This is a genomic window from Halobacterium sp. CBA1126 (assembly GCF_009741975.1).
Taxonomy (GTDB): Archaea; Halobacteriota; Halobacteria; order Halobacteriales; family Halobacteriaceae; genus Halobacterium.
In genome coordinates this window covers 1-22,630 of the sequence record NZ_WPCF01000039.1, presented here as the reverse complement: position 1 = coordinate 22,630, position 22,630 = coordinate 1, and the positions used below count along the sequence as shown (strand labels likewise).

Annotated in this window: 21 protein-coding genes and 4 pseudogenes; 13 read left to right on the top strand and 12 right to left on the bottom strand. The window is 71.2% G+C overall.

The window, feature by feature from the left end; genetic code table 11:
* Positions 1-411: MBL fold metallo-hydrolase (locus GJ634_RS07325; protein WP_331714045.1), on the bottom strand; the 411-nt coding region annotated here is incomplete at its 3' end.
* A gap of 37 nt (positions 412-448) precedes the next feature.
* Positions 449-718, bottom strand: a complete 270-nt coding sequence (locus tag GJ634_RS07320; protein WP_157501706.1) for a helix-turn-helix domain-containing protein — start codon at positions 716-718, stop codon at positions 449-451.
* Positions 719-938: 220 nt separating this feature from the next.
* On the opposite strand from GJ634_RS07320, the gene GJ634_RS07315 reads away from it, so the two are divergent.
* The gene (locus GJ634_RS07315; RefSeq protein WP_331714044.1) at positions 939-1,643 is read left to right on the top strand and encodes a class I SAM-dependent methyltransferase; all 705 of its coding nucleotides are present in this window, start codon (positions 939-941) and stop codon (positions 1,641-1,643) included.
* A gap of 88 nt (positions 1,644-1,731) precedes the next feature.
* The gene (locus GJ634_RS07310; protein WP_157501702.1) at positions 1,732-2,652 is read left to right on the top strand and encodes a glycosyltransferase; all 921 of its coding nucleotides are present in this window, start codon (positions 1,732-1,734) and stop codon (positions 2,650-2,652) included.
* A gap of 12 nt (positions 2,653-2,664) precedes the next feature.
* Here GJ634_RS07310 and GJ634_RS07305 read toward each other — a convergent pair whose 3' ends face one another.
* Together GJ634_RS07305 and GJ634_RS07300 are read right to left on the bottom strand one after the other, a co-directional pair.
* Positions 2,665-2,964 (bottom strand): DUF4242 domain-containing protein, encoded by a 300-nt coding sequence (locus tag GJ634_RS07305; protein WP_157501700.1) that lies wholly within the window; start codon positions 2,962-2,964, stop codon positions 2,665-2,667.
* Positions 2,965-3,010: 46 nt separating this feature from the next.
* Complete coding sequence (locus tag GJ634_RS07300) at positions 3,011-3,829, bottom strand: amidohydrolase family protein (protein ID WP_157501698.1); 819 nt, start codon at positions 3,827-3,829, stop codon at positions 3,011-3,013.
* A 114-nt stretch (positions 3,830-3,943) separates the two neighbouring features.
* On the opposite strand from GJ634_RS07300, the pseudogene thsA reads away from it, so the two are divergent.
* Together thsA and GJ634_RS07290 are read left to right on the top strand one after the other, a co-directional pair.
* Positions 3,944-5,511: pseudogene (thsA, locus tag GJ634_RS07295) on the top strand (thermosome subunit alpha).
* A 73-nt stretch (positions 5,512-5,584) separates the two neighbouring features.
* On the top strand, positions 5,585-6,937 hold the full coding sequence (locus GJ634_RS07290; RefSeq protein WP_157501696.1) for an APC family permease: 1,353 nt from the start codon (positions 5,585-5,587) through the stop codon (positions 6,935-6,937).
* 13 nt (positions 6,938-6,950) lie between these two features.
* Here the strand turns inward: GJ634_RS07290 and GJ634_RS07285 are convergent.
* Together GJ634_RS07285 and GJ634_RS07280 are read right to left on the bottom strand one after the other, a co-directional pair.
* Positions 6,951-7,704: pseudogene (locus GJ634_RS07285) on the bottom strand (S-adenosyl-l-methionine hydroxide adenosyltransferase family protein).
* 49 nt (positions 7,705-7,753) lie between these two features.
* On the bottom strand, positions 7,754-8,269 hold the full coding sequence (locus GJ634_RS07280; protein ID WP_157501694.1) for a nicotinamide-nucleotide adenylyltransferase: 516 nt from the start codon (positions 8,267-8,269) through the stop codon (positions 7,754-7,756).
* A gap of 203 nt (positions 8,270-8,472) precedes the next feature.
* Between GJ634_RS07280 and lonB the strand changes: the two genes are divergently transcribed.
* Both lonB and GJ634_RS07270 read left to right on the top strand, forming a co-directional pair.
* A complete protein-coding gene (lonB, locus tag GJ634_RS07275; RefSeq protein ID WP_157501692.1) occupies positions 8,473-10,551 on the top strand; it encodes an ATP-dependent protease LonB in 2,079 nt (692 codons plus the stop codon).
* A gap of 249 nt (positions 10,552-10,800) precedes the next feature.
* A complete protein-coding gene (locus GJ634_RS07270) occupies positions 10,801-11,466 on the top strand; it encodes a CPBP family intramembrane glutamic endopeptidase (protein WP_157501690.1) in 666 nt (221 codons plus the stop codon).
* Here the strand turns inward: GJ634_RS07270 and GJ634_RS07265 are convergent.
* The gene (locus GJ634_RS07265) at positions 11,463-11,918 is read right to left on the bottom strand and encodes an MGMT family protein (protein ID WP_157501688.1); all 456 of its coding nucleotides are present in this window, start codon (positions 11,916-11,918) and stop codon (positions 11,463-11,465) included. The genes GJ634_RS07270 and GJ634_RS07265 overlap by 4 nt on opposite strands.
* Before the next feature lie 111 nt (positions 11,919-12,029).
* Here GJ634_RS07265 and trpC point away from each other — a divergent pair, with 111 nt between their 5' ends.
* The 4 genes and pseudogenes from trpC (at position 12,030) to GJ634_RS07245 (ending at position 15,782) form a co-directional block, all read left to right on the top strand.
* Positions 12,030-12,785, top strand: a complete 756-nt coding sequence (trpC, locus tag GJ634_RS07260; RefSeq protein ID WP_157501686.1) for an indole-3-glycerol phosphate synthase — start codon at positions 12,030-12,032, stop codon at positions 12,783-12,785.
* The gene (gene trpB / locus GJ634_RS07255; RefSeq protein WP_157501684.1) at positions 12,782-14,086 is read left to right on the top strand and encodes a tryptophan synthase subunit beta; all 1,305 of its coding nucleotides are present in this window, start codon (positions 12,782-12,784) and stop codon (positions 14,084-14,086) included. The genes trpC and trpB overlap by 4 nt, the downstream gene beginning before the upstream one ends.
* Positions 14,083-14,864 (top strand): annotated as a pseudogene (gene trpA, locus GJ634_RS07250) (tryptophan synthase subunit alpha); the annotation flags it as partial. The gene trpB and the pseudogene trpA, both read left to right, overlap by 4 nt.
* Positions 14,865-14,987: 123 nt before the next feature.
* Positions 14,988-15,782 (top strand): 2-amino-3,7-dideoxy-D-threo-hept-6-ulosonate synthase, encoded by a 795-nt coding sequence (locus tag GJ634_RS07245; protein ID WP_157501682.1) that lies wholly within the window; start codon positions 14,988-14,990, stop codon positions 15,780-15,782.
* Between the two features lie 6 nt (positions 15,783-15,788).
* On the opposite strand, the gene GJ634_RS07240 is transcribed toward GJ634_RS07245, so the two are convergent.
* Entirely contained in the window at positions 15,789-16,088 is a 300-nt protein-coding gene (locus GJ634_RS07240) for a hypothetical protein (RefSeq protein WP_157501680.1), read from the bottom strand.
* A 113-nt stretch (positions 16,089-16,201) separates the two neighbouring features.
* On the opposite strand from GJ634_RS07240, the gene GJ634_RS07235 reads away from it, so the two are divergent.
* The gene (locus GJ634_RS07235) at positions 16,202-17,368 is read left to right on the top strand and encodes a 3-dehydroquinate synthase II (RefSeq protein ID WP_157501678.1); all 1,167 of its coding nucleotides are present in this window, start codon (positions 16,202-16,204) and stop codon (positions 17,366-17,368) included.
* On the opposite strand, the gene GJ634_RS07230 is transcribed toward GJ634_RS07235, so the two are convergent.
* The 3 genes from GJ634_RS07230 to GJ634_RS07220 form a co-directional block, all read right to left on the bottom strand.
* Positions 17,355-17,810 (bottom strand): zinc ribbon domain-containing protein, encoded by a 456-nt coding sequence (locus tag GJ634_RS07230; protein ID WP_331714042.1) that lies wholly within the window; start codon positions 17,808-17,810, stop codon positions 17,355-17,357. The two genes, GJ634_RS07235 and GJ634_RS07230, sit on opposite strands and share 14 nt — an antisense overlap.
* Positions 17,811-17,855: 45 nt before the next feature.
* Positions 17,856-18,530, bottom strand: coding sequence for a type I 3-dehydroquinate dehydratase (locus GJ634_RS07225; RefSeq protein ID WP_157501676.1), 675 nt, complete (start codon positions 18,528-18,530; stop codon positions 17,856-17,858).
* Between the two features lie 290 nt (positions 18,531-18,820).
* On the bottom strand, positions 18,821-19,774 hold the full coding sequence (locus tag GJ634_RS07220) for a transcription initiation factor IIB family protein (protein ID WP_157501674.1): 954 nt from the start codon (positions 19,772-19,774) through the stop codon (positions 18,821-18,823).
* Positions 19,775-19,910: 136 nt separating this feature from the next.
* On the opposite strand from GJ634_RS07220, the gene GJ634_RS07215 reads away from it, so the two are divergent.
* Both GJ634_RS07215 and GJ634_RS07210 read left to right on the top strand, forming a co-directional pair.
* Positions 19,911-20,627 (top strand): cobalamin-binding protein, encoded by a 717-nt coding sequence (locus tag GJ634_RS07215; protein ID WP_331714041.1) that lies wholly within the window; start codon positions 19,911-19,913, stop codon positions 20,625-20,627.
* A gap of 24 nt (positions 20,628-20,651) precedes the next feature.
* Positions 20,652-21,151, top strand: a pseudogene (locus GJ634_RS07210) (DUF84 family protein).
* On the opposite strand, the gene GJ634_RS07205 reads toward GJ634_RS07210, so the two are convergent.
* Positions 21,152-22,630: flippase-like domain-containing protein (locus tag GJ634_RS07205; protein ID WP_157501670.1), on the bottom strand; the 1,479-nt coding region annotated here is incomplete at its 5' end.

Below are 22,630 nucleotides of genomic sequence, written 5' to 3'. Positions count from 1 at the left end.
GCTGCCGTCCGCGAACGCGAGGTCGCCCGTGACCGCCTCGTCGCCCGCGACGAACGCGACGTGGTCGGGCGCGTGGCCGGGCGTCGCCAGCACGGAGACGCCGGTGTCGCCAATCGCGTCGCCGGGCCGGAACAGCCGGTCGGGTTCGACGCCGGCGGCGTCCGCGAAGCGCTCGGGGAACGAGGCGTGCGCCCAGACGGTCGCGTCGGCGGCCGCGGCGTAGTCGGCGACGGCGCCCACGTGGTCCGGGTGCGTGTGCGTGACGGCAACGTGGTCGACGGCAGTCTCGTCGAGTGTCGGCGTGCGGGCGGCGGGGTCGACGAGGAGCCGTTCGCCGTCGCCGAGGACGTAGGCGTTCGTCGCGCCGCCGGGCACCGACTGTTCCACTGGAACGGCGTACCGGGATAGCACGAGTGCGGGGACGCGCTCCGCGAGGAAAAGCCGGCGGTTAGTCGTCGAGGAAGTACACCTGCTTGCGGGCGTCCTGGAAACTGTAGCGGGAGCCGACGAGGTCGGCGTCGTCGAGGCGGTTGAGCGCGTACCGGACGGTGCGGTCCGGCAGCAGGGACTCCTCGGCGAGCTGGCCCTGCGAGAGCGGCGCCTCGATCTCGAGGACTTTCGCGACGAGCTTCGCGCTCGGCGGGAGCTCGCGGAGGCGCTCGCGGAACTCTTCGTCGTCTTGGATGAGTGACTGGTGCTCCGTGGCGGACGTGCTCATGGAACTCCCTCACATACTGAGGGAAGTAAAGGTTGTCTACCCGTGCGACTATACACCTTATATCGTATAATGATGACCGCCGCCGTCGCCGACGGCGACTCACACTCCAGTCGACCGGCGCGCCGTCGCACGCGCTCGGCGCGCTCCGGCGAGGGAGTGAGGGACCGTGTGGTTTCCAGTACGGTTTTAACCACCCGCCCCCGAAATGCAAGCGAGAAGCGTGAAGGGACAGGAGTGGTACCAGGCCACGGAGGTCGCCGAGGAGTACGACGAGAAGCGATTCTCCCGTGGCGGCCGGCTCATCGACCGCCGAGAGAAGGAGGCCGTCCTCGACGCCGTGGGGCCGGTCGAGGACCAGCGCGTCCTCGAGATCGCCTGCGGCACCGGTCGGTTCACCGTGATGCTCGCCGAGCGCGGCGCCGACATCACGGGACTGGACATCTCCGGGCCGATGCTCCAGGAGGGCCGCGAGAAGGCCCAGCGCGCGGGCGTCGCGGACACCATCGAGTTCATGCGCGGCGACGCCGGCCGGCTCCCGTTCCCCGACGACCACTTCGACACCGTGTTCGCGATGCGGTTCTTCCACCTCGCGGACACGCCGGCGCGGTTCCTCACCGAGATGGCCCGCGTCTCCAAGGACACCGTGTTCTTCGACACGTTCAACCGGTTCAGCACGCGCTCGCTCTACAACTGGCTGCTGCCGATGGGGTCGCGGCTGTACGGCGACGGCGAGGTCCGCCGGCTCGTCGACGAGGCGGGACTTGACCTCGTCGGCGACGAGCACGACTTCCTCGTGCCGTACGGCTTCTACCGGAAGGTCCCGGACTGGATCGCGGGGCCGGTCCGGAGCGCCGACACGGCCATCGGCGAGACGCCGCTCGGAAAGCCGCTCGCGTCGGTCTCCTACTGGCAGACGAGCGTCTGACGGAAACCCGCGGTTCGTGTGAGCTCGCGGACGAATCCGGGTGTTTCGACCCGGGACGTTTTTACCACCGCGCAGACTCGTGTCGGCTATGGACCTCTCGGTAGTGGTGCCGACGCTCAACGGCCGCGACGTGCTCGCCGCGTCGCTCGACGCGCTCGCGGCCCACGCACCCGACGCCGAGGTCGTGGTCGTCAACGGGCCCTCCGTCGACGGCACCTCCGGGATGGTGCGCGACCACGACGCAGTCGACCTGCTGTTGGAGGTCTCCGAGCGCAACCTCAACGCGTCCCGGAACGCCGGCATCGCGGCCGCCAGCGGCGACGTCGTCGCGCTCGTCGGCCAGGACTCCCAGATCCGCGAGGGGTGGGTGGCGGCCGTCGAGGCCGCGCTCGCCGACGGCGCCGCCGCGGTCACCGGCCCCGTCCACCACCGCGTCGAGGGCGGGGTCACCACCGAGTCGGTCGAGACCGCGAGCGTCGCGGGCCGCGACATCACGTTCTTCGACGGCGGCAACGTCGCGTTCGTCCGGGACGCCCTCGACGCCCTCGACGGCTTCGACGAGTACCTCCAGACGGGGGCGGCGCGGGACGCCGCCCACCGGCTCGCGGGGATGGACCGCGAGGTCGCGTGGGGCGCTGACGCGGTCGTGCTCCGCGAGGAGAAAGACGACATCCGCCACCGGCTCCCGGAGGACGCCGAGGAGTCCGCGTGGGGGCTGAAGTACCGCTCGCTGGCGTACCGGCTCGTGAAGAACTACGGGTTCGGCGCGCGCATCGCCGCCCGCGTCACGAAGCACGCGGTCGGGGACGCGCTCTCCGTGGGCGGCGACGTGCTCCGCGGCGACGCGAAACTCTCGGAGTGGGCGGCCGCGGGCAGCGCCGTCGTGCCGAACGTCTGGACGGGCAGTCAGGACGGGATGTCCGCGCGCATGGCCGACCGGACGCCGCGCCGCAACCCCAACGGCGTCTCCGCGCGCATGGACCGCACGATGGTCCGCCACGACTGCTGACCGCTCCGCTCGTCACTCGCCCTCGAGGGGGTCGCCGCGTCGGTCGACGCGCGTGACCGGGAGGCCGGCGCGCTCGCCGTGCTCGCGGACCGCGGCCTCGTCCTCGGCTTTGTAGTGGCAGAACGTCCCCGTGACGTCGCCGTCGTCGTTTTTCAGCACCTCCGAGTCGACCCATCGGATGCCGACGCCCTCGTCGCGGAGGGCCTTCAGGGCCTCCCCGGAGGCGTCGCCGGCCGCGGCGAGTTCGTCGTCGGTGATCGGTTCGTCGAGGTCCCGCAGGATGAGGAAGTCCGTCAACTCGTCATCGGACATGGTTCAGACGACTTACACGAACGGACCGGCATAAATCTACTGTCGGTCACTCCCGGTCGAGGCCGGGGACGACCCGCACGGGGTTCCGGCCGAACACCTTCCGCATCGCGTCCTCGGTGACGTCGAGGGTGAGAATCTCCATCACCGCGACGTTCGGGTGGACGGCGGGCGCGCCGCTCCCGAAGACGACGCGGTCGGGGTGTTCGACGATGGCGCGTTCGAGGAGCTCGCGGTACCGCACCGCGGCCGTGTCGAGGTAGAAGTCCTCGTAGGTATCCAGCAGCGAGACGGCCTCGCCCATCAGCTCGCGGTCCAGCGGGTGGCCGCCGAAGTGCGCGAGCACGACCGGGAACTCGCGGTCCAGCAGCGTCGCCTCGAGCGCGCTCGGCGGGAACCCCTCGCCGCCGTGGACGAGCACCGGGAGGCCCACGTCGTCGAGCACGTCGAGGACGTCCGCCTCCGGGAGGCCGTCCCGCGTCGGGTCGAGCTTGAACCCGTGGAAGCGGTCGTCGTAGGCGTACTGTTCGACGTCCTCCGGGGAGGTCTGCCAGTCCGAGCGGTTCGACCGGAGGTTCTTCAGCCGGGACGCCGCGCCGTCGCCCGGGTCGCGGGGGCCGTCGATGCGCGCGAACGCGATGAACGGCCGCTGGACGGCCTGCCGGGCGACCGCGTTGTTCGCGCGCAGGTAGCCCTGTTCGCCCTTCCGCGGCCCCGGGAAGACGACCGACCGGACGACACCCGCCTGGTGCATCTCGCGCTCGAGGTCCTCGCCGTCGATGGTGCGGCCCCGGACTGGGCGCCCCGGGCCGGCGTGGAGCCGCGCGTGCAGGTCCACGATCCGGAACCCGTGCTCCAGTTCGAGCATACGCGTAGGTCGCCGGCCGGGTATTTCGACCTGACGGTGGCCGCAGTCCGATAATTCGACATTCTAATCTACGAAAACTACATATAGAACCGCTAGCGTACCGGACAGCTGATTATGGCAGCAACTGCACACCGCGGAACCGCGGGACCCGTACTCATCCTCGGCGAGGACAGCCGCCGCACTCGCGGCAGCGACGCGCAGGCGTCGAACGTCGCCGCGGGCAAGGCCGTCGCGGACGCCGTCCGCACCACGCTCGGTCCGCGGGGGATGGACAAGCTGCTCGTCGACGCCTCGGGGAACGTCGTCATCACGAACGACGGCGCGACCCTCCTCGAGGAGATGGACATCGAGCACCCCGCCGCCCAGATGCTCGTCGACGTCGCCCGCACGCAGGAGGCGGAGGTCGGCGACGGCACCACGACGGCCGCGGTGTTCGCCGGCGAACTGCTCGCGCACGCCGCCCGACTGCTCGAACGCGACGTCCACCCGACGGCCATCGTCGAGGGGTACGCGGCCGCCCGCGCGCTCGCGCTCGACGCCGTCGACGACGCCACCCTCGACGGCGACCTCGACGACGAGCGCCTCCGCCGGGTCGCGCAGTCCAGCATGACCGGGAAGGGAACGGGCGACGTGAGCGCCGCCGCGCTCGCGGACCTCGTGGTGCGCGCGGTCCGACAGGTCGCCGCCGACGACGTCGACCGCGACGACGTGCACGTGTACGCCCAGCCCGGCGCGTCCTCGAGCGCGACCGCCCTCGTCGACGGCGTCGTCCTCGACGCGGAACCGCTCCGCGCGGACGGACCCGTCGACGTCGAGGACGCCGCAGTGCTCGTCTTCGACGCGGAACTCGGCGTCCGCGAGGCCGCGACCGACGTCGCCTACGAGGTCACGAGCGTCGACCAGTTCGCCGCCGCGGTGGACGCGCAGGACGCCGAACTCCGCGCCCTCGCGGACGCGCTGGCCGACACGGGCGCGGACGTCGTCTTCTGCACGAAGCGCGTCGAGGACGCGGTCGCCGCGGCGCTCGCGAAGCGCGGCGTGCTCGTCTACGAGTCCGTCTCCGCTGACGACGCGGCCGCGCTCCGCGCCGCGACCGGCGCCAGCCTCGCGCGGGACGCCCGCGACGTCGCCAGCGACGACCTCGGGCGCGCCGACGCGGTGGCGCGTCGAAGCGTTCGGCGACGACCGCGTGACGTTCGTCGAGCACGCCGACGCGGCCGCGGTGACGCTGTTCGTGCGCGGCGGCACCGGCCACGTCGTCGCCGAACTCGAACGCGCGCTCGACGACGCGACGACGTGGTCGTCGCGGCCCTCGACGGCGGCGTCGTCCCCGGCGCCGGCTACGCGGAACTCGCGGCCGCCGACCGCGTCCGCCGCGGCGCGCCGGCATCCCCGGGCGCGCGCAGCTCGCCGCCGAGGCGTTCGCAGACGCGCTCGACGTCCTCCCGCGGACGCTCGCCGCGAACGCCGGCATGGACCCCGTGGACGCCATGGTCGCGCTGCGGGCCGCCAACGAGGACGCCCGCGCCGGCGTGCTCGCGGTCGGCGAGCGCGGCGACCTCGGCGACCCCGTCGACGCCGGCGTCTTCGACCCCGCCGACGTCAAGCGGGAGGCCATCGAGGCCGCCACCGAGGCCGCGACGATGGTCGTCCGCATCGACGACATCGTCGCCGCCAAGTAGCGCGACGCGGCGTCGGCCACAACCCTTAGGTCGCCGTGTAGCCCTTTTCCGTCGCCGTTTCCATCGCTCGCCCATGAGCGAGCAGCTCGGACTGACCGAGTGCGTCTCCATCGCGCTCGGGGGGATGATCGGCGGCGGCATCTACGCCGTGCTCGGGGTGGTCGCGGGCGTCACGGGCGCCGCGACGTGGGCGGCGTTCGTGCTCGCGGGCGCCGTCGCGCTCTGCGCGGGCTACTCGTACAACAAGCTCAACGTCGCCGTCGCGGACGGCGGCGGCTCCGTCTCGTTCGTGCAGTCCCTGCTCGGGAATTCCACGCTCGCGGGCATGCTCGGGTGGACGCTGCTGTTCGGCTACGTCGGCTCGATGGCGATGTACGCGTTCGCGTTCGCGGAGTTCGCCGTCGGGTTCTCGGTCGTCCCCGCGACCGTCTTCGCGCTCCCCGTCCGCCCGGTCGTCTCCGTCGCCGCCGTCGCGGCGTTCGTCGCGCTGAACCTCCTCGGCGCGCGCACCACGGGCACCGCGGAGAACGTCCTCGTCGCCGCGAAAGTGCTCGTCCTCGTCGCGTTCGGCGTCTTCGGCCTCGTCTACGCGACGTCGCTCTCGGACACCCAGCTCTCCTACGGGTTCGGCCAGCTCACCACCGTCGGCCCGGTGGTCGCGGCCGCCATCTCCTTCGTCGCGTTCCAGGGCTGGCAGCTCCTCTTCTACGACCAGGAGAGCGTCGAGAACCACGTCGAGACGATTCGGACGGCGGTGTACGTCGCCATCCCCGCGGCCGTCGCGGTGTACGTCCTCGTCGCCGTCGTCACCGTGAACCTCGCGCCCGAAGCGCTCGAACAGCACCCCCACGTCGCGCTCGCGGAGGCGGCGTCCGCGATGCTGTCCGTGGTCGGGCTCTCCGGGCTCGGGTTCGTCGTCATCTCGCTGTCCGCGCTGTTCTCGACGGGCAGCGCCATCAACGCGACGCTGTTCTCGGCGGCGCACTTCGCGAAGCGGCTCATCCAGGGCGACCTGCTCCCCGACCGGTTCGGGGACACGGAGACCGAGGGCGTCCCCGAAAAGACCGTGCTCGCCCTCGGCGCGGTGAACGCCGCGTTCGCCGTCTACGGGAGTCTCGGCGCCATCACGTCGTTCGCGTCGCTGTCGTTCATCGTCGTGTTCGGCGCGATGAGCCTGCTGGCGTTCCGGCAGCGGAACGCCGTCGACGCCGACGTCCATCCCGTGCCGCCCGCGGTCGGCGCGGTCGGCGCGCTCGGGTTCGCGCCGCTGATGCTCTGGAACCTCTACACCCGCGAACCCGAGACGTTCTGGATGGTCGTCGTGCTCGCCGTGCTCACGCTCGGCGCCGAACTCCTCTACTTCGAGCGGGACGTCATCCAGCACGAACTCGGCGAGTTCGAGGACGGCATCGAGTCGCGGCTCTGACGCCGCCCGGCCGTCACCACCTGAGCTCGACGGGGCTGCCGGGGTCGACGCCGAACGCGTCGTCGCCGCGGCCGCGGTTCACCGCGAGTTCGACGTTCCCGTGGCTGCCCACCGTCACCAGCCAGTCCCCGGGGTCGACGCCCGCGTACGACCGCCGCGCCGCCACCGCGTTCCCGTTCACGCGCACGAACTCGCCCATGCGGTCCTCGAGGACGCGCCCCGGGACGTTCGTGACGGCGTTCCCGAACCCGTCGACGACGAGCACCTCGCCGTGCACCGCGTCCCCCGCGAGGTCCGGGTCGGGGAACTCGACGATCTCGTACTCCTCGAGGCGCTCGTAGCCGGGGGTAGTCGTCGAACGCCTCGACGCCGCGCTCGTGGACGTCGGCGGCCGCCGGCGCGAACACGTCCCGGCCGTGGAACGTCGCGCTCGCCGGGTCATCGACCTCGATTTCGAACACCTCCACGTCGCCGAGCTCGCGGGCTGCCGGCACGGCGACGCCGTTGTCCGGTGCGACGATCGCGTGGCGGCCCGCGCGCACGACCACCGCCTTCCGGTCGGTGCCGACGCCCGGGTCGACGACCGCGAGGTGGACCGCCGGCGGGAAGTACGGCAGCACCTCGCGCAGCCAGAACGCCGACGCGCGCACGTCCTGCCGCGGGAAGTCGTGGGCGACGTCGACGAGCTGCGCGTCCGTCGACTGGAGGATCACGCCCTTCATCGCCGCCGGGTACGGCGTCCCGAAGTCCGAACTCAGCGTTATCACACGCGCGTGTACGGCGTCACCCGTTGAAAATCACTCGCCGCCCGTGGAGTTACTCGCCGGTGTCCGTGTCGCCGACCTTCTGGATGCGCTCGATGCCGTCGATCTCGTCGACGACGTCCGCGACCGGCTTCGGCACGAGCTCGCGCCAGTCCTCGTCGGCCTCCATCCGGCGGCGGATCTCCGTCCCCTCGAGGACGTCCCGCTCGAACATCGGGGACTGCCGGACCTCGATGCCGGCCTCGCCGAACAGCCGGATGACGAGCGGGTTGTTCGAGTACGCCACGTCGAAGTTCGGACTCATCGACTGGACGTGGCTCACCCAGACTGCGTTCCGGTCGAGGTCCTCGATGGGGACCGCGTACGTCACGAGGTCGAAGTCCACCAGCGCCTTCGTGATCATCATGATGCGCTCGCCCGCGGTGAACGGGTTCCGCGTGCTGTGGGAGTCGCCCGCGCTCCCGATGCCGACGACGAGTTCGTCGACCTCGGTGGCGATCTGCTCGACGACGCGGTGGTGGCCGTTGTGGTACGGCTGGAAGCGACCGATGTAGAACCCGCGAGTCATTTCCTCACCTCCAAACACCCCGTCAGCGACTATAAGAATGGCGAGTCCGCCGCCGGCTCGCGGGCCGCACGCCCGCCACGACGCGAAATCCTGTTCACGCGACTGAGCCCTCGAAACCGGGTAATACGGCCGGTTCAGCGTCTCGCCGAGGGAGAAAGTATATCAGTCGCCCGTCCTTGGTTTCACGTGTCGAACCAACTTCTATGAGCAACGAATCGACCGAAGACGAGCCCCACCGCGACGACCCCGACGTCGACTCCGACGCCCCCGAGTCGGACGAGGAGTCGGCGCCGGAGTCTGCCGAGACCCTCGACGAGCTCGAGGACCTCGGCAGCGACGTCGGCGTGGAAGGCGACGTCTCAATCAACGAGGACGACGCCGAGGACGACCTGCTTGGCGGCCTCGAGATCCCGGACACCTCCGCCATCGAGGTTCCCGACCGGCTGGTCGACCAGGTCATCGGCCAGTCCGAGGCCCGCGACATCATCCTGCGCGCGGCCAAACAGCACCGCCACGTGATGATGATCGGCTCCCCCGGCACGGGGAAGTCGATGCTCGCGAAGGCGATGAGCCACCTCCTCCCGAAGGAGAGCCTGCAGGACGTTCTCGTCTACAACAACCCGGACGACTCCAACGAGCCGAAAGTCCGGACCGTCCCCGCCGGGAAGGGCGAACAGATCGTCGAAGCCCACCAGGAGGAAGCCCGCAAGCGCAACCAGATGCGGTCGTTCCTCATGTGGATCATCATCCTGCTGGTCGTCGGCTACGCGCTGCTCATCGCCCACCAGCCGCTGCTGGGCGTGCTCGCGGCCGGCGTCATCTATCTGGCGTTCCGCTACACCGACCGCGGCGGCGACGCGATGGTGCCGAAGCTCCTCATCAACAACGCCGACAGCCAGACCGCGCCCTTCGAGGACGCGACCGGCGCCCACGCCGGCGCGCTGCTCGGCGACGTCCGCCACGACCCGTTCCAGTCCGGCGGCATGGGGACGCCGAGCCACGAGCGCGTCGAAGCCGGCGCCATCCAGAAGGCGCACAAGGGCGTGCTGTTCATCGACGAAATCAACACGCTCGACGTGCGCAGCCAGCAGAAGCTGATGACGGCCATCCAGGAGGGCGAGTTCTCCATCACCGGCCAGTCCGAGCGCTCCTCGGGCGCGATGGTCCAGACCGAACCCGTCCCGTGTGACTTCATCATGGTCGCGTCCGGGAACATGGACGCGATGGAGAACATGCACCCCGCGCTCCGCTCCCGCGTCCGCGGGTACGGGTACGAGGTGTACATGGACGACACCATCGAGGACACCCCGGAGATGCGCCGGAAGTTCGCGCGCTTCGTCGCCCAGGAGGTCGAACGCGACGGCCAGCTCCCGCACTTCGACGAGGACGCCGTCCGGGAGGTCATCCTCGAGGCGAAGCGCCGCGCCGGCCGCAAGGACCACCTCACGCTCGAACTGCGCGACCTCGGCGGGCTCGTGCGGGTCGCCGGCGACATCGCCCGCTCGCAGGGCCACGACCTCACCACGCGCGACGACGTCCTGCAGGCGAAGAAGCGCTCGCGGTCCATCGAGCAGCAGTTCGTGGACAACTACATCGAGCGCCGCAAGGACTACGAGCTCGGCACCTCCCAGGACGAGGCCGTCGGGCGCGTGAACGGCCTCGCGGTGATGGGCGGCGACTCCGGCATCATGCTGCCCGTGATGGCCGAGATCACGCCCGCGCAGAGCCAGGAGGAGGGCCGCATCTACGCGACCGGCCAGCTCAAGGAGATGGCCGAGGAGGCAGTCGAGAACGTCTCCGCCATCATCAAGAAGTTCAGCGACGAGAACATGTCCGAGAAGGACGTCCACATCCAGTTCGTCCAGACGGGCGAGGGCGGCGTCGACGGCGACTCCGCCTCCATCACGGTCGCGACCGCGGTCATCAGCGCGCTCGAGGACGTCCCAATCGCGCAGGACCTCGCGATGACCGGCAGCCTCTCCGTCCGCGGGGACGTGCTCCCGGTCGGCGGCGTCACGCACAAGATCGAGGCCGCCGCGAAGGCGGGCTGCAAGCGCGTCATCATCCCGAAGGCGAACGAACAGGACGTGATGATCGAGGACGAGTACGAGGACCAGATCGAGATCATCCCGGTCTCGCACATCAGCGAGGTCCTCGACGTCGCGCTCGTCGGCGAGCCCGAGAAGGACTCGCTGGTCGACCGCCTCAAGTCCATCACCGGGAAGGCCCTCGAGGGCCAGACGGAGTCCGGTGCGACGAGCGGCTCCCCCAGCCCGCAGTAGACGTACCTTTTTACTGCGGGGGTTTCCTCGGTCGCTTCGCTCCCTGCGGGAACCCCCGTCTGCTCACGGCGCGAAGCGCCGTTCGCACGGTCAGCGGGACCTCCGGTCCCGCTCGGCTTGCAAAAAGCTACGCTCAAAAACGTCCCGCGCTCACTCCGTTCGCGCAGTGAAACGCGCGGCTTCGCCGCGCGTATGCTCGTCGCTTTGTGACCGCCACTTTTCTACGCGCGTCCCGCGTGCGCCGACGTGATGGCGCACTGGGTCGCGTTCGCGGCGTTCGCGCTGCTGCTGACCGCCGGCCTCGTCGCGCTCACGCGGGCGTCGGCGGGCGTCGTCGGCGGGGAGACGGAGGACCTCTCGCCGGACGAGCTGTTGCTGCAGACGACGCTCTCGCAGGCGCTGGTCGGCGCGCTGCTGGTCGCGGCGCTGTGGGTCGCGCGGATTCCCGCGGACGCGCTCGGGGTCGCGGTCTCCGCCGAACTCGCCGCGGTCGGCGTCGCCGCGGGGGTCGCGCTCGCGGCGGGCAACGAGACCGCGATGCACCTCCTCGACGCCGCCGGACTCGGTTACGACGCGGAACTCCGCGAGGCGCTGACGCCCGAGCACCGGCGCGGCTGGGTGGTGCTGTTCTGCGTCGCGCTGCCCGTGGTGGCGGGCTTCGAGGAGCTACTGTTCCGCGCGGTCCTCGTCGGCGCGCTGTCGACGGGGTTCGGCGCGTCGCCGTGGCTGTTCGCGGCCGTCTCCAGCGTCGCGTTCGGCGCCGCGCACACCGCGCAGGGCGCGACCGGCGTGGTCGTCACGACGCTGCTGGGGTTCGCGCTCGCGGCGGCGTACGTGCTCACGGGCAGCCTGCTCGTGGTGTTCGTCGCGCACTACGTCGTGAACGCCGCGGAGTTCGCGCTCCACGCGCGCTAGGCTTCGAGGTCGCGGAGCCGGTCGACGACTTCGGGGGGCGCGCCGCTCGGGCCGTCGCGGACGCGGTGGTCGGGGACGAACAGCGGGACGGGGTTCTCCGCGAGCGCTTCGCGGGCGGTCTCGCGGGCGTCGCTGTCCTCGGGGTCGACGTCGGGGACCATCGAGAGGACGCGCTTGACGGTGACCCGTTCGCCGTACGGGACGTTGCGGACGGCTTCGAGGACGCGCCGGTGGTTCGTGGGGACGGTGAGGCCGACTTCCACGTCGTCGAAGTCGTCCTCGGCGCCCGCGAAGTAGTCGTCGAGGCGGTCGAGCAGTTCGTGCTCGGGGTCGGCGTCCGCGGGCGCGGTCCCGGGGAAGGAGACGCTGATGACGCGGTCGCCCGCGACGCCGAGCTGGACGGCCCTGTCGAGGTACGCCGAATCGCGCGCGTAGATTCCGGCCGCAGTCATGGTCGCGTCCACGGGCGACGCGGCCTTGTACGTTCGGTCACCGGTGAGTCGCGCGGTTTCGCCCGGACTGACGCAAGGTTTATGAACAAACTAGTGCATTAATGCACAATAATGGACGAGAGTGACGGGCTCGCGCCGGCGGTGCAGTCCATCCTCGACGCGGCCCGCGAGCGCGAACCGGCCGACCGGCGGGCGTCCGTCAGCCCGCGGTCGCTGCCGGACGCGCTCGCGGCCGCCGAGGCCGACGGGCGCGTCCCCACGATCGCGGAAGTGAAGCCGACCAGTCCCACGACCGAGGGCGAGCGCCGCGACGACCCCGTCGAACTCGCCGAGCGGATGGTCGCGGGCGGCGCCGCCGCGCTCTCCGTGCTCACCGAACCCGAGCACTTCGGCGGCAGCCCCGAGACCCTGCGGGCCGTCCGCGAGGCCGTCGACGTGCCCGTGCTCCGCAAGGACTTCCTGCTGCGGGAAGCCCAACTGGACGCCGTGGAGGCCGACGTGGTGTTGCTCATCGCGCGCTTCCTCGGCGACGACCTCGAACCGATGCTCGCGGCCGCCCGCGAGCGCGGCTTCCAGGTGCTCGTGGAGGTCCACGACCGCGCGGAGCTCGAGCGCGCCCTCGAGGCGGGCGCGGACGTCGTCGGCGTGAACAACCGCGACCTCGCGCAACTCGAGGTCGACCTCTCGACGTTCGAGGACGTGGCGCCCCACGCGCCCGACGACGTGACGCTGATCGCGGAGAGCGGCGTGAGCACGCCCGCGGACGTCCGCCGGATGCGGGCGGCGGGCGCCGACGGCCTGCTCGTCGGAAGCGCCATCATGGACGGCGACGTAACCGAGAACACACGGACGCTGGTGAACGCATGAGTGAACGAGGAACGACGACGACGGACGAACAGGAGACGCGGGCCGGGAAGTTCGGGGCGTACGGCGGTCAGTACGTTCCCGAGGTCCTGATGCCGGCGGTCGAAGAACTCGCGGACGCCTACGAGCGCTACGTCCTCGCCAACGAGGACGGCTTCGTGGACGACTTCCGGGCGCGCATCCGGGAGTTCGGCGGCCGGCCGACGCCGCTGAGCCGCGCCGAGAACCTCTCGGAGCGGTACGGCTTCGACGTCTACCTCAAGCGCGAGGACCTCCTGCACGGCGGCGCGCACAAGCTGAACAACGCGCTCGGGCAGGTCCTCCTGGCGAAGTACATGGGCAAGGAGCGCATCGTCGCGGAGACCGGCGCGGGCCAGCACGGCACCGCGACCGCGATGGCCTGCGCGTACCTCGACATGCCCTGCGAGATCTACATGGGCCGCACGGACGTGAACCGCCAGCGGCCGAACGTCTTCCGGATGCGCATCCACGACGCCGAGGTCAACCCCGTGGACGTCGGCTCCGGGACGCTCAAGGAGGCCATCAACGAGACGATGCGGGACTGGGCGACGAACGTCGAGGACACCCACTACGTCATCGGCAGCGTCGTCGGCCCGCACCCGTTCCCGGCGATGGTCCGGGACTTCCAGTCGGTCATCAGCGAGGAGGTCCGCGAGCAGTCCCGGGAGAAGCTCGGCGAACTCCCCGAGGCGGTCGTCGCGTGCGCGGGCGGCGGGTCGAACACGATGGGCGCGTTCGCGGCGTTCGCGGGGAGCGCGAGCCTCCCGGGGGCGCCCGAGGGCACCCACGACCCCGCGCCGGACGTCGACCTGCTCGCCGTCGAGGCCGGCGGCTCCAGTCTCGGCGTCGACGAGTCCGAGGGGTACGCGCCGAACTCCGCGAGCCTCTCGACGGGGTCGGAGGGCGTCCTCCACGGCGCGCGCACGAAACTCCTCCAGACGGAGGAGGGCCAGATCGTCGAGTCCCACTCCGTGAGCGCGGGCCTCGACTACGCGGGCGTCGGCCCGGAGCTGGCGCACCTCGTCGACGAGGGCCGCGTGACGCCCGTGAACGTCGACGACGACGCCGCGCTCGAGGCGTTCCACCGGCTCTCCCGCGAGGAGGGCATCATCCCCGCGCTCGAGTCCAGCCACGCAATCGCCTACCTCGAGGAGTACGAGGGCGACGGCCCCGTGGTCGTGAACGTCTCGGGGCGCGGCGACAAGGACCTCGACACGGTCATCGAGGAGTCGACCGCCCGCGACCTCGACGCCGCGCCGTCGATGGAGGTGTTCGAGGAGTGACCCGCAGCGAGATTCGCGCCGCGTTCGAGGACGGCCCCGCGCTCGTCTCCTACGTCGCGGCGGGCGACCCGAGCGTCGAGGCCTCGAAGGAGTACGTGGAGGCGCTCGTCGACGGCGGCAGCGACGTCATCGAACTCGGCCTGCCGTTCTCGGAGCCGGTCGCGGAGGGCACGACGATTCAGAACGCCATCAAGCGCGCGCTGAACGCCGGGATGACGCCGGACGCCTACCTCGACCTCGTGCGCGACCTCGACGTGGACGTGCCGGTCGTCTGTATGACGTACTACAACCTCATCTACCAGTACGGGGAGAGCGAGGCGCGAAGCGCCTCGGAAAACGCGAGCGGCGATGAGCCGCGAGCGAGCGGCGGCCCCGAGGAGTTCGTCGCGGCCGCCGCCGAGGCCGGCATCTCGGGGTTCGTCGTCCCGGACCTCCCGGTCGACGAGTCGGGGCCGATGTACGAGGCGTGCCGCGAGCACGGCCTCGACCTGATCTTCATCGTGGCGCCGACGACGACCCCGGAGCGCCTCGAGCGGATGCTCGACCGCACCACGGGGTTCGTCTACGTGCAGGGCCGCCTCGGCACGACGGCGCCCGCGACGAGGTCAGCGAGGACACGCCCGAGGCCCTCGAACGCCTGCAGGACGCCGACGTCCCGAAGGCCGTCGGCTTCGGCATCTCGTCGGGCGAGCAGGCCCGCGAGGTCGTCGCCAGCGGCGCGGACGGCGTCATCGTCGGGAGCGCGTACGTCGACATCGTCGCCGAGGGCGTGGAGGACGACCTGCCCACGGCGGACGTCGCCGACCGCCTCGAATCGCTCGCCGCGGAGCTGAAGGCCGGGGCCCGGAAGGGCCTGCCCGAACCGGAACGCAAATAGCCGCCCGTTTGCTACTCGCTACCAATGACACCAGGGAAGACAGCGCGCCTCGACCGCATCGGCCGGGATGGCCGATTCGTCACCATCCCGATGGACCACGGAATCACACTCGGCGCCGTCGACGGCCTCGTCGACATCGAGTCCACCATCGACGCCGTCACGGAAAACGGCGCGGACGCCGTCCTCACGCAGAAGGGCGTCGCGCCCCGCGTCCACGACAACAAGAACGACGCCGGCTACATCGTCCACCTCAACGCCTCGACGTCTATCGGCCCGGACTCCAACGACAAGCGCCGCACGGGCACCGTCGAGGAAGCGGTCCGCGCGGGCGCCGACGCCGTCTCCTTCCACATCAACGTCGGCAGCGACCACGAGCCCGACCAGATTACGGAGCTCGCTGACGTCGTCGACGACGCCCAGGACCTCGGGATGCCCGTGCTCGCGATGGCGTACGCCCGCGGCCCGGGCGTCGACGAGCACGACGCCGAGAGCCTCGGCCACGCGGTCCGCCTCGCCGAGGAGCTCGGCGCTGACGTCGTGAAGACCGCCTACTCGGGGAGCCGCGAGAGCTTCGAGCGCGTCACCGAATCCACCGCCAAACCGGTCATCATCGCGGGCGGCAGCCCCGACGGCGACCGGCAGACCCTGCAGGACGTCCGGGACGCGATGGACGCCGGCGCCGCCGGCGTCTCCACCGGTCGCACCGTCTTCCAGCACGACGACCCCGGCGCGATGACCGCCGCCATCGCCGCCGTGGTCCACGACGACGCCTCGCCGGACGACGCGCTGCGCGAGGCAGGCCTCCAGATCGAAGCCTGACTGTTCTCAGACGTCTTCGTACGCGACGCTCCACGCGCCCGGGAGGGCGTCGAGCGCGCGCCGGAACTCCGCGGCCGTCAGCCCGTAGAACTTCTCCCGGCCGACCGCCGTCCGCACGCGCACGACGACCGTGTGCTCGGTCGCCTCGAAGGCTGTCAGCGAGCCGCCGTCCCCGCGTTCGAGGCGCGCGCACTCGGGCTTCCGGTCGACGACCTCGGCGCCGAGGTTCCAGCTGAGCGATTCGGCGGCGTCCAACGCGAACGGGACGCGGTCGCCCATGATGCGGCCCTGTCCACTCGTTGCCATACCACACCCTCGGGAGTTCGGCAGTATAAATCGTGTCATTCCGACGCACGACCCGCCAGCAAGTACGGACCGCTCCGGTACGTTGAAGGCTGCACCGCGTCACCATTCGCGTAATGACACGGTCCGTCTGGCTGAAGGCCGACGACGCGGTCGGTGACTGGGAGACGCGGAAGCGACGCATCACGGCCGGCTTGGAGGCCGGCGTCGACTGGGTGCTCGTCGACGACGCGGACGTCGAGCGCGTGCGCGAGCTCGGCGCCGTGAACGTCGCGGCGTTCCGCACCGACGACGGCGACGTCATCGACGACGCGGAGGGCGACGAGGACGCCGAACCGGACGCGTACGTCGTCGGGAAGGACGGCGAGGGCGACGGCACGGTCGACCTCCCCGAGGACTTCTCGAGGAGCGCGGACCTCTCGACGATTCGGCGCGGGAACGCCGACGCGGCCTACGTCCGCATCCTCGACGAGCGCTACGAGGCGTTCGCCGAGGAGGCCGCCGCGGACGCCGACCACACCATCGTCGTCGGCGAGGACTGGACCATCATCCCGCTGGAGAACCTCATCGCGCGCATCGGCGACGAGACCACGCTGGTCGCGGGCGTCGAGTCCTCCGAGGAGGCCGAGACGGCCTTCGAGACGCTGGACATCGGCGCGGACGCCGTGCTGCTGGACAGCGACGACCCGGACGAGATTCGGCGCACGGTCGAGGTGCGGGACGCCGCCGAACGCGAGCGCCTCGACCTCGCGTACGCGACCGTGACGAGCGTCGAGGAGGCGGGGAGCGCGGACCGCGTCTGCGTCGACACTGGGAGCCTGATGGACGACGACGAGGGGATGCTCGTCGGATCGATGAGCCGCGGGCTGTTCTTCGTGCACGCCGAGACCGCCGAGTCGCCGTACGTCGCCTCGCGACCGTTCCGCGTGAACGCGGGCGCCGTCCACGCCTACGTGCGCACGCCCGACGGCGGCACGAAGTACCTCTCGGAGCTCTCCAGCGGCGACGAGGTGCAGGTCGTCGACCGCGAGGGCCACACCCGGACCGCGGTGGTCGGCCGCGCGAAGATCGAGAAGCGCCCGATGTTCCGCGTGGAGGTCGAGACCGAGGACGGCGACCGCATCGAGACGCTGCTCCAGAACGCCGAGACCATCAAGGTCTCCACGAGCGAGGGCCGGACCGCCGTCACGGACCTCGAGGCCGGCGACGAGGTGCTCGTCTACCTGCAGGAGGGCGGCCGGCACTTCGGCGAGTCCATCGAGGAGCGCATCATCGAGAAGTAGCCTCGGCGTCCTCCAGCCGCGTCGTACACCACGGACAGAAGTCGAGGTCGCCGTCGAGTTCCTTGCCGCACTCCGGGCACGTCCCGGCGTCGTCGCCGCCGACGGCGTCGACGTCCGCGTCCCCGGGCGTGGGGACGTGCTCGGTGACTTTGCTGGCGGTGTCCCGGACCGCGACGAGGTACGCGTCGACGACGTTCAGCACGCGAATCACCAGCAGGCTGAGCGTCACTTCCACCCCGAAGCTCTCGCTGGCGGCGACCAGCCCCGCGAACCCCTCGTTCTGGAACGCCTGGTACGCCGACTCGGGTACGACCAGCGCGGCCGTCGCGAGCGCGAGCAGGAACCACGAGACGGCTCGCACCCAGCGCCGCAGGTAGACGTGTCCGAGACCGGGGTAGACGAAACCGAGTACCGCCGCGATGACGCCGCGTCGATTGACCACAGTTACCGGGAGTCCGGGCCGCGCGCTCCTAAAGCCACCGAACGCCTACCGGAGGTTGTCCACGAGCGTGCGCAGCGTCGCCGCGTCGTACTGGCCCGGTGCAGTGGCCTGTTCGGGGTCCACGGGCGCGTAGCCGATGCGTGAGCCGTACAGCGGCGCGACAGCGCGCGTGTGTCGGCCCGCCTCCCCCATCGCCATCGTCGCGACGGGCGCGTCCACCGCGCTGAACTCGTGGGTGACCCGCAGCAGGTCCAGCGCGTCCCCGCCGTCCTCGGCGGTGACCGCGAGCTTCCCCACGTCCCCGAGCGAGCACGCCTCGCCCAGCGACTCCGCCATCGCGCCCATCTCGGGGGTGCCCTCGAAGTCGTGGACGGAGACGATGGTCGCGGTGTCCGCGGCGCGGGCGGCCGCGAGCGCCTCCGCGCCCTCGCGGTCTTCTTCAGTGAGCGCCGCGAGCTCGACGTCGACCGCGGCCACGCCGTCGGTGCGCGCGGCCTCCGCGAGCGCGTCGATGCGGCCGTCCTCGTCGGCCTCGCCGCCCTCCCACGCCGCGCGGTTCGTCGCGATGACCGGTAGCTCGCCGTCGTAGTCGTCCAGCCCCGCCAGCGGGTCCGCGGCGAGGTCCATCCGGAACTCGACGGCGTCGGCGTGCTCGCGGGCGGCCGGCTCGTCCCCGAGGTCGGAGACGGGCGCCGCCAGCACGAACTCCTCGAAGTCCATGGGGAGTGCTGTCGCGGGCTGTCGGGATACCGGTTTCGGAGTTGGCGACGTGTCGACAGTTGGGAGTCCGCGTTCTCGTGGCCGCCTCCTCCTCGAAAGCCCCTGACCGCCTCGCGTTCGCTCGACAGCATCCCGCTCGCTGCGCTCGCTCGCGGGAGCCCTGCTGTCGAGCGAACAGGTGAACGCGAGACGGCCAGCCCCTTTCAGTCCTCCCGCGGCCGGCTGGCTCGCTGGCGAAGCCGTCGGCTGTCGAGTGTGGGAGCGCGGAAAAGCGGCGTCGGCGGCGGGGCTCAGACCGGAATCGTGTCTTCGGCTTCGAGCAGCTCGTGGTAGCGGTTCCGGATGGTGACCTCGGAGATGTCCGCGACCTCCGAGACCTTCGCCTGCGTGGTCTTCTCGTTGGTGAGGAGGGCGGCGGCGTACACCGCGGCGGCGGCGAGGCCGACCGGGCTCTTCCCGGAGTGGACGCCCTTGTCCTTCGCGGTCTTGAGGAGCTCGCGGGCGCGGTGGGCGGACTCGTCGGAGAGCTCCAGCGACGAGGCGAACCGCGGGACGTAGCTCTCGGGGTCGGCGGGCGCGACCTCGAGGCCGAGCTCGCGGACGACGTAGCGGTACGTGCGCGCGATCTCGGACTTCTCCACGCGGGAGACGTCCGCGATCTCGTCGAGGCTGCGCGGGACGCCCGCCTGTCGCGCGGCGGCGTACACGCAGGACGTGGCGACGCCCTCGATGGAGCGGCCGGGCAGCAGGTCGTCCTCGAGCGCGCGGCGGTAGATGACCGACGCCGTCTCGCGGACGTTGTCCGGCAGGCCGAGCGCGGACGCCATGCGGTCGATCTCGCCGAGCGCCTGCTTCAGGTTCCGCTCCTTGGCGTCGCGGGTGCGGAAGCGCTCGTTCCACTTGCGGAGTCGCTGCATCTTCTGGCGCTGGTTCGAGGACAGGGAGTTCCCGTACGCGTCCTTGTCGCGCCAGTCGATGTTCGTCGACAGCCCCTTGTCGTGCATCGTGTTCGTGGTGGGGGCGCCGACGCGGGACTTCTCGTCCTTTTCTTTGGAGTCGAACGCGCGCCACTCCGGCCCGCGGTCGATGCCGTCCTCCTCGACCACGAGGCCGCAGTCGGCGCAGACCGACTCGCCGTGCTCTTCGTCCTGGACGACGAGACCGCCACACTCCGGGCAGCCCTCCGTCGTCTCTTCTTCGTCCGTGCGCTCCTGCTCTCGGGAGCGCATGCGTGCGTCTGTCATTAATGCGTAAGTCCCCGGAAAACCCGGATGAGTCGTAGCAAATCGGTTGGTGCAAAACACACTTAACCGTTGCGCTATTCAGACGAGGGGAGCGAAGACCGCGTCGGTTTTTACCACGGGAGACGAACCCACGGTCGTGCGCGTCCTCTCTCTCGCCCCGAGCGCGACCGCGACCGTCGCCGCCCTCGGCGGCAGCGACCGCCTCGTCGGCGTCACCGCCCACTCCCGGGACGTCGACGCCCCCGCCGTCGGCGGCTGGCTCAACCCCGACTTCGACCGGGTCGCGGACCTCGACCCGGACGTCGTCCTCACCAGCGATGCCCTCCAGCGCGAGGTCCGGGACGACCTCCGCGACCGCGGGTTCGACGTCCGGCACGTCGAGCCCGCCACCCTCGACGACGTGCTCTCGTCGTTCGCCGAAATCGGCGACGCCGTCGGCCTCCCCGAGGCTGGCGCCGAACTGGAGGCCGAGAGCCGCGAGACCGTCCGAGCGATTCGCGACGAGGCCCCCGAGGACGGCCCGGTCGTCTACTGCGAGGAGTGGTCGGACCCGCCGATGGCCGCGGGGAACTGGGTGCCCGACGTCGTCGAGGCCGCGGGCGGCCGCTACCCGTTCGTGAACGCCGGCGAGCGCTCCCGGGAGGTCGACGCGAGCGCGGTCGAGGCCGCCGACCCCGAGCACGCCGTCGTCCACGTCTGCGGGAAGGGCGACCGCGTCGACCCGGACTTCGCGGGCCGCGGCTGGGACCTCGACGCCGACGTCCACGTCCTCGACGACAGCCTCCTCAACCAACCGAGCCCGCGGCTCCTCGACGGCCTCGAAACGCTGGCCGCGCGAATCCGCGGCGACTAAGAGCCGGGCGCCGTCCCCTCCTGTATGCGAGTCGCAGTCGGCTCCGGCAACCCGGTGAAGCGAGACGCGGTCGCGGCCGCGCTCCCGGACGCGACGGTCGACGCAGTGAGCGTCCCCAGCGGCGTCCCCGAGCAGCCGCGGGGCGACGACGAGACCGTCGAGGGCGCGCGGAACCGCGCCGAGCGCGCGCTCCAATCCGGCGAGTACGGCCTCGGCGTGGGACTGGAAGGCGGGGTTGCTGAACGAGAGGGAGATCTGTTCCTGATTATGTGGGCGGCCGCCACGGACGGCGACCGCGTCGAAGTCGGCGCCGGGCCCGGATGCGCCTCCCGGACGACGTGGCCGCGCGGGTGCGCGACGGCGCGGAACTCGGCCCCGTGATGGACGACCTGCTGGACACCTCGGGCGTCGCGGAGAACGAGGGCGCGGCGGGCGTGCTGACGGGCGGAGTCACGGACCGGACCGAAGCACTCCGGACGGCGGTCGCGGGCGCGCTCGGGCCGTTCGTCACCGACTACTACTGACTACTCCTCGACGGGCGCGGGCTCGGAGGCGAGGTCCGCCTCGTCGCCCTCGACGGCCTCCGTCAGCGAGACGTTCAGCCACGTCATCGAGACCGCGCCGCCCGCGACCGTGACGACGTTCTTCACGATGTGGTCGACGATGGCGACGCCGAGCGCGAGCCCGAACGACACCGGGAGCAGCGTCGAGACGATGGCCGCGAACGCCGCCTCGTAGATGCCCACGCCGCCCGGCGGCCCCGGGATGACCTTCGCGAGGTTGCCGACGCTCACCGCGAAGAACCCGACCGCGAGCAGGCTCACGAGCGCGAGGTCGAGCCCGAACGCGAGGAACACGAGGAGCGCGGTGGCGACGTCGATGGTCCAGATGACGACGCTGGTGGCGCCGATGCGCGCGAATGCGCGGCCGTCCGCGGCGACCCGCTGGACGTCGCCGACGAACTGCTCGAAGACGCTGGCGACCAGCTCCGTGTAGGAGTCGTCGCTGGCCCACTCGACGACCCGGCGCACGTAGTTGGAGTCCGAGCGCGCCGACCAGACGATGGCGACGACCGCGCCGATGGCGAGCACGCCGACGACCGACGCGACGACGACGGCCTGCCGGACGGCCTGGGACTCCTGCCCGCCGAGCCCCTCGCCCGCGGCGGTCGCCGCGAGCTCCGCGAGGGTGTCCGGCGCGAGCGCGGTGAGCGCGACGAGCACGCCGCCGGCGAGCACCGTGATGGTGAGCAGGTCGAAGACCCGCTCGACGGTCAGCGACGCGAACCCCGTCGTGTACGGGATGTTCCGGCGCGCCTTCACGACGTACGCGCGGATGGCGTCGCCGGCCCGCGCGGGAATCACGAGGTTCCCGGTCTGGCTGATGAACACCGCGCCCATCAGGAACCACGTGCCCTCCCGGTAGCCCAGCTCCGCGAGGATGTCCCGGTAGCGCAGCCCGCGCAGCGGCCACGAGGAGAGGTAGACGACCGCGCCCGCCGCCACGAGCGCGGGGTCGGCCTCCCGGACCGCCTCGACGAACGCGCCGACGTCGATGTAGACGAACATCAGCGCGAACGCGACCACCGACAGGAGGACGCCGACGACGGTGCCCGTCCGGCGGTTCGCGTACGGGCTCACGGAGAACTCCCAGAAGCAGCGCAGAATCTGGCTCCCCATCCCGAAGACGTCCCGCACGAGGTCGACCTTGGAGTCGCCTCGCGGCGTCCAGTCCACGGGGAACTCCTCGACCGTGAAGCCGTGGCGCTGGGCGCGCACCAGCATCTCCGTGTCCCAGAACCAGTGCTCGTCCTCCACCTCGTCGACGAGCGCCTCGAAGGCCTCGCGGCTGAACGCCTTGAACCCGCACTGGTGGTCCCGGACCTCCGAGCCGAGCAGCGCGCGCACGGCGAGGTTGAACCCCCGGGAGGGGACGCCGCGCTTGGCGGGGCGGTCGGCGCGCTCGCCGGGAATCCACCGGGAGCCGGTGGCGACGTCGGCGTC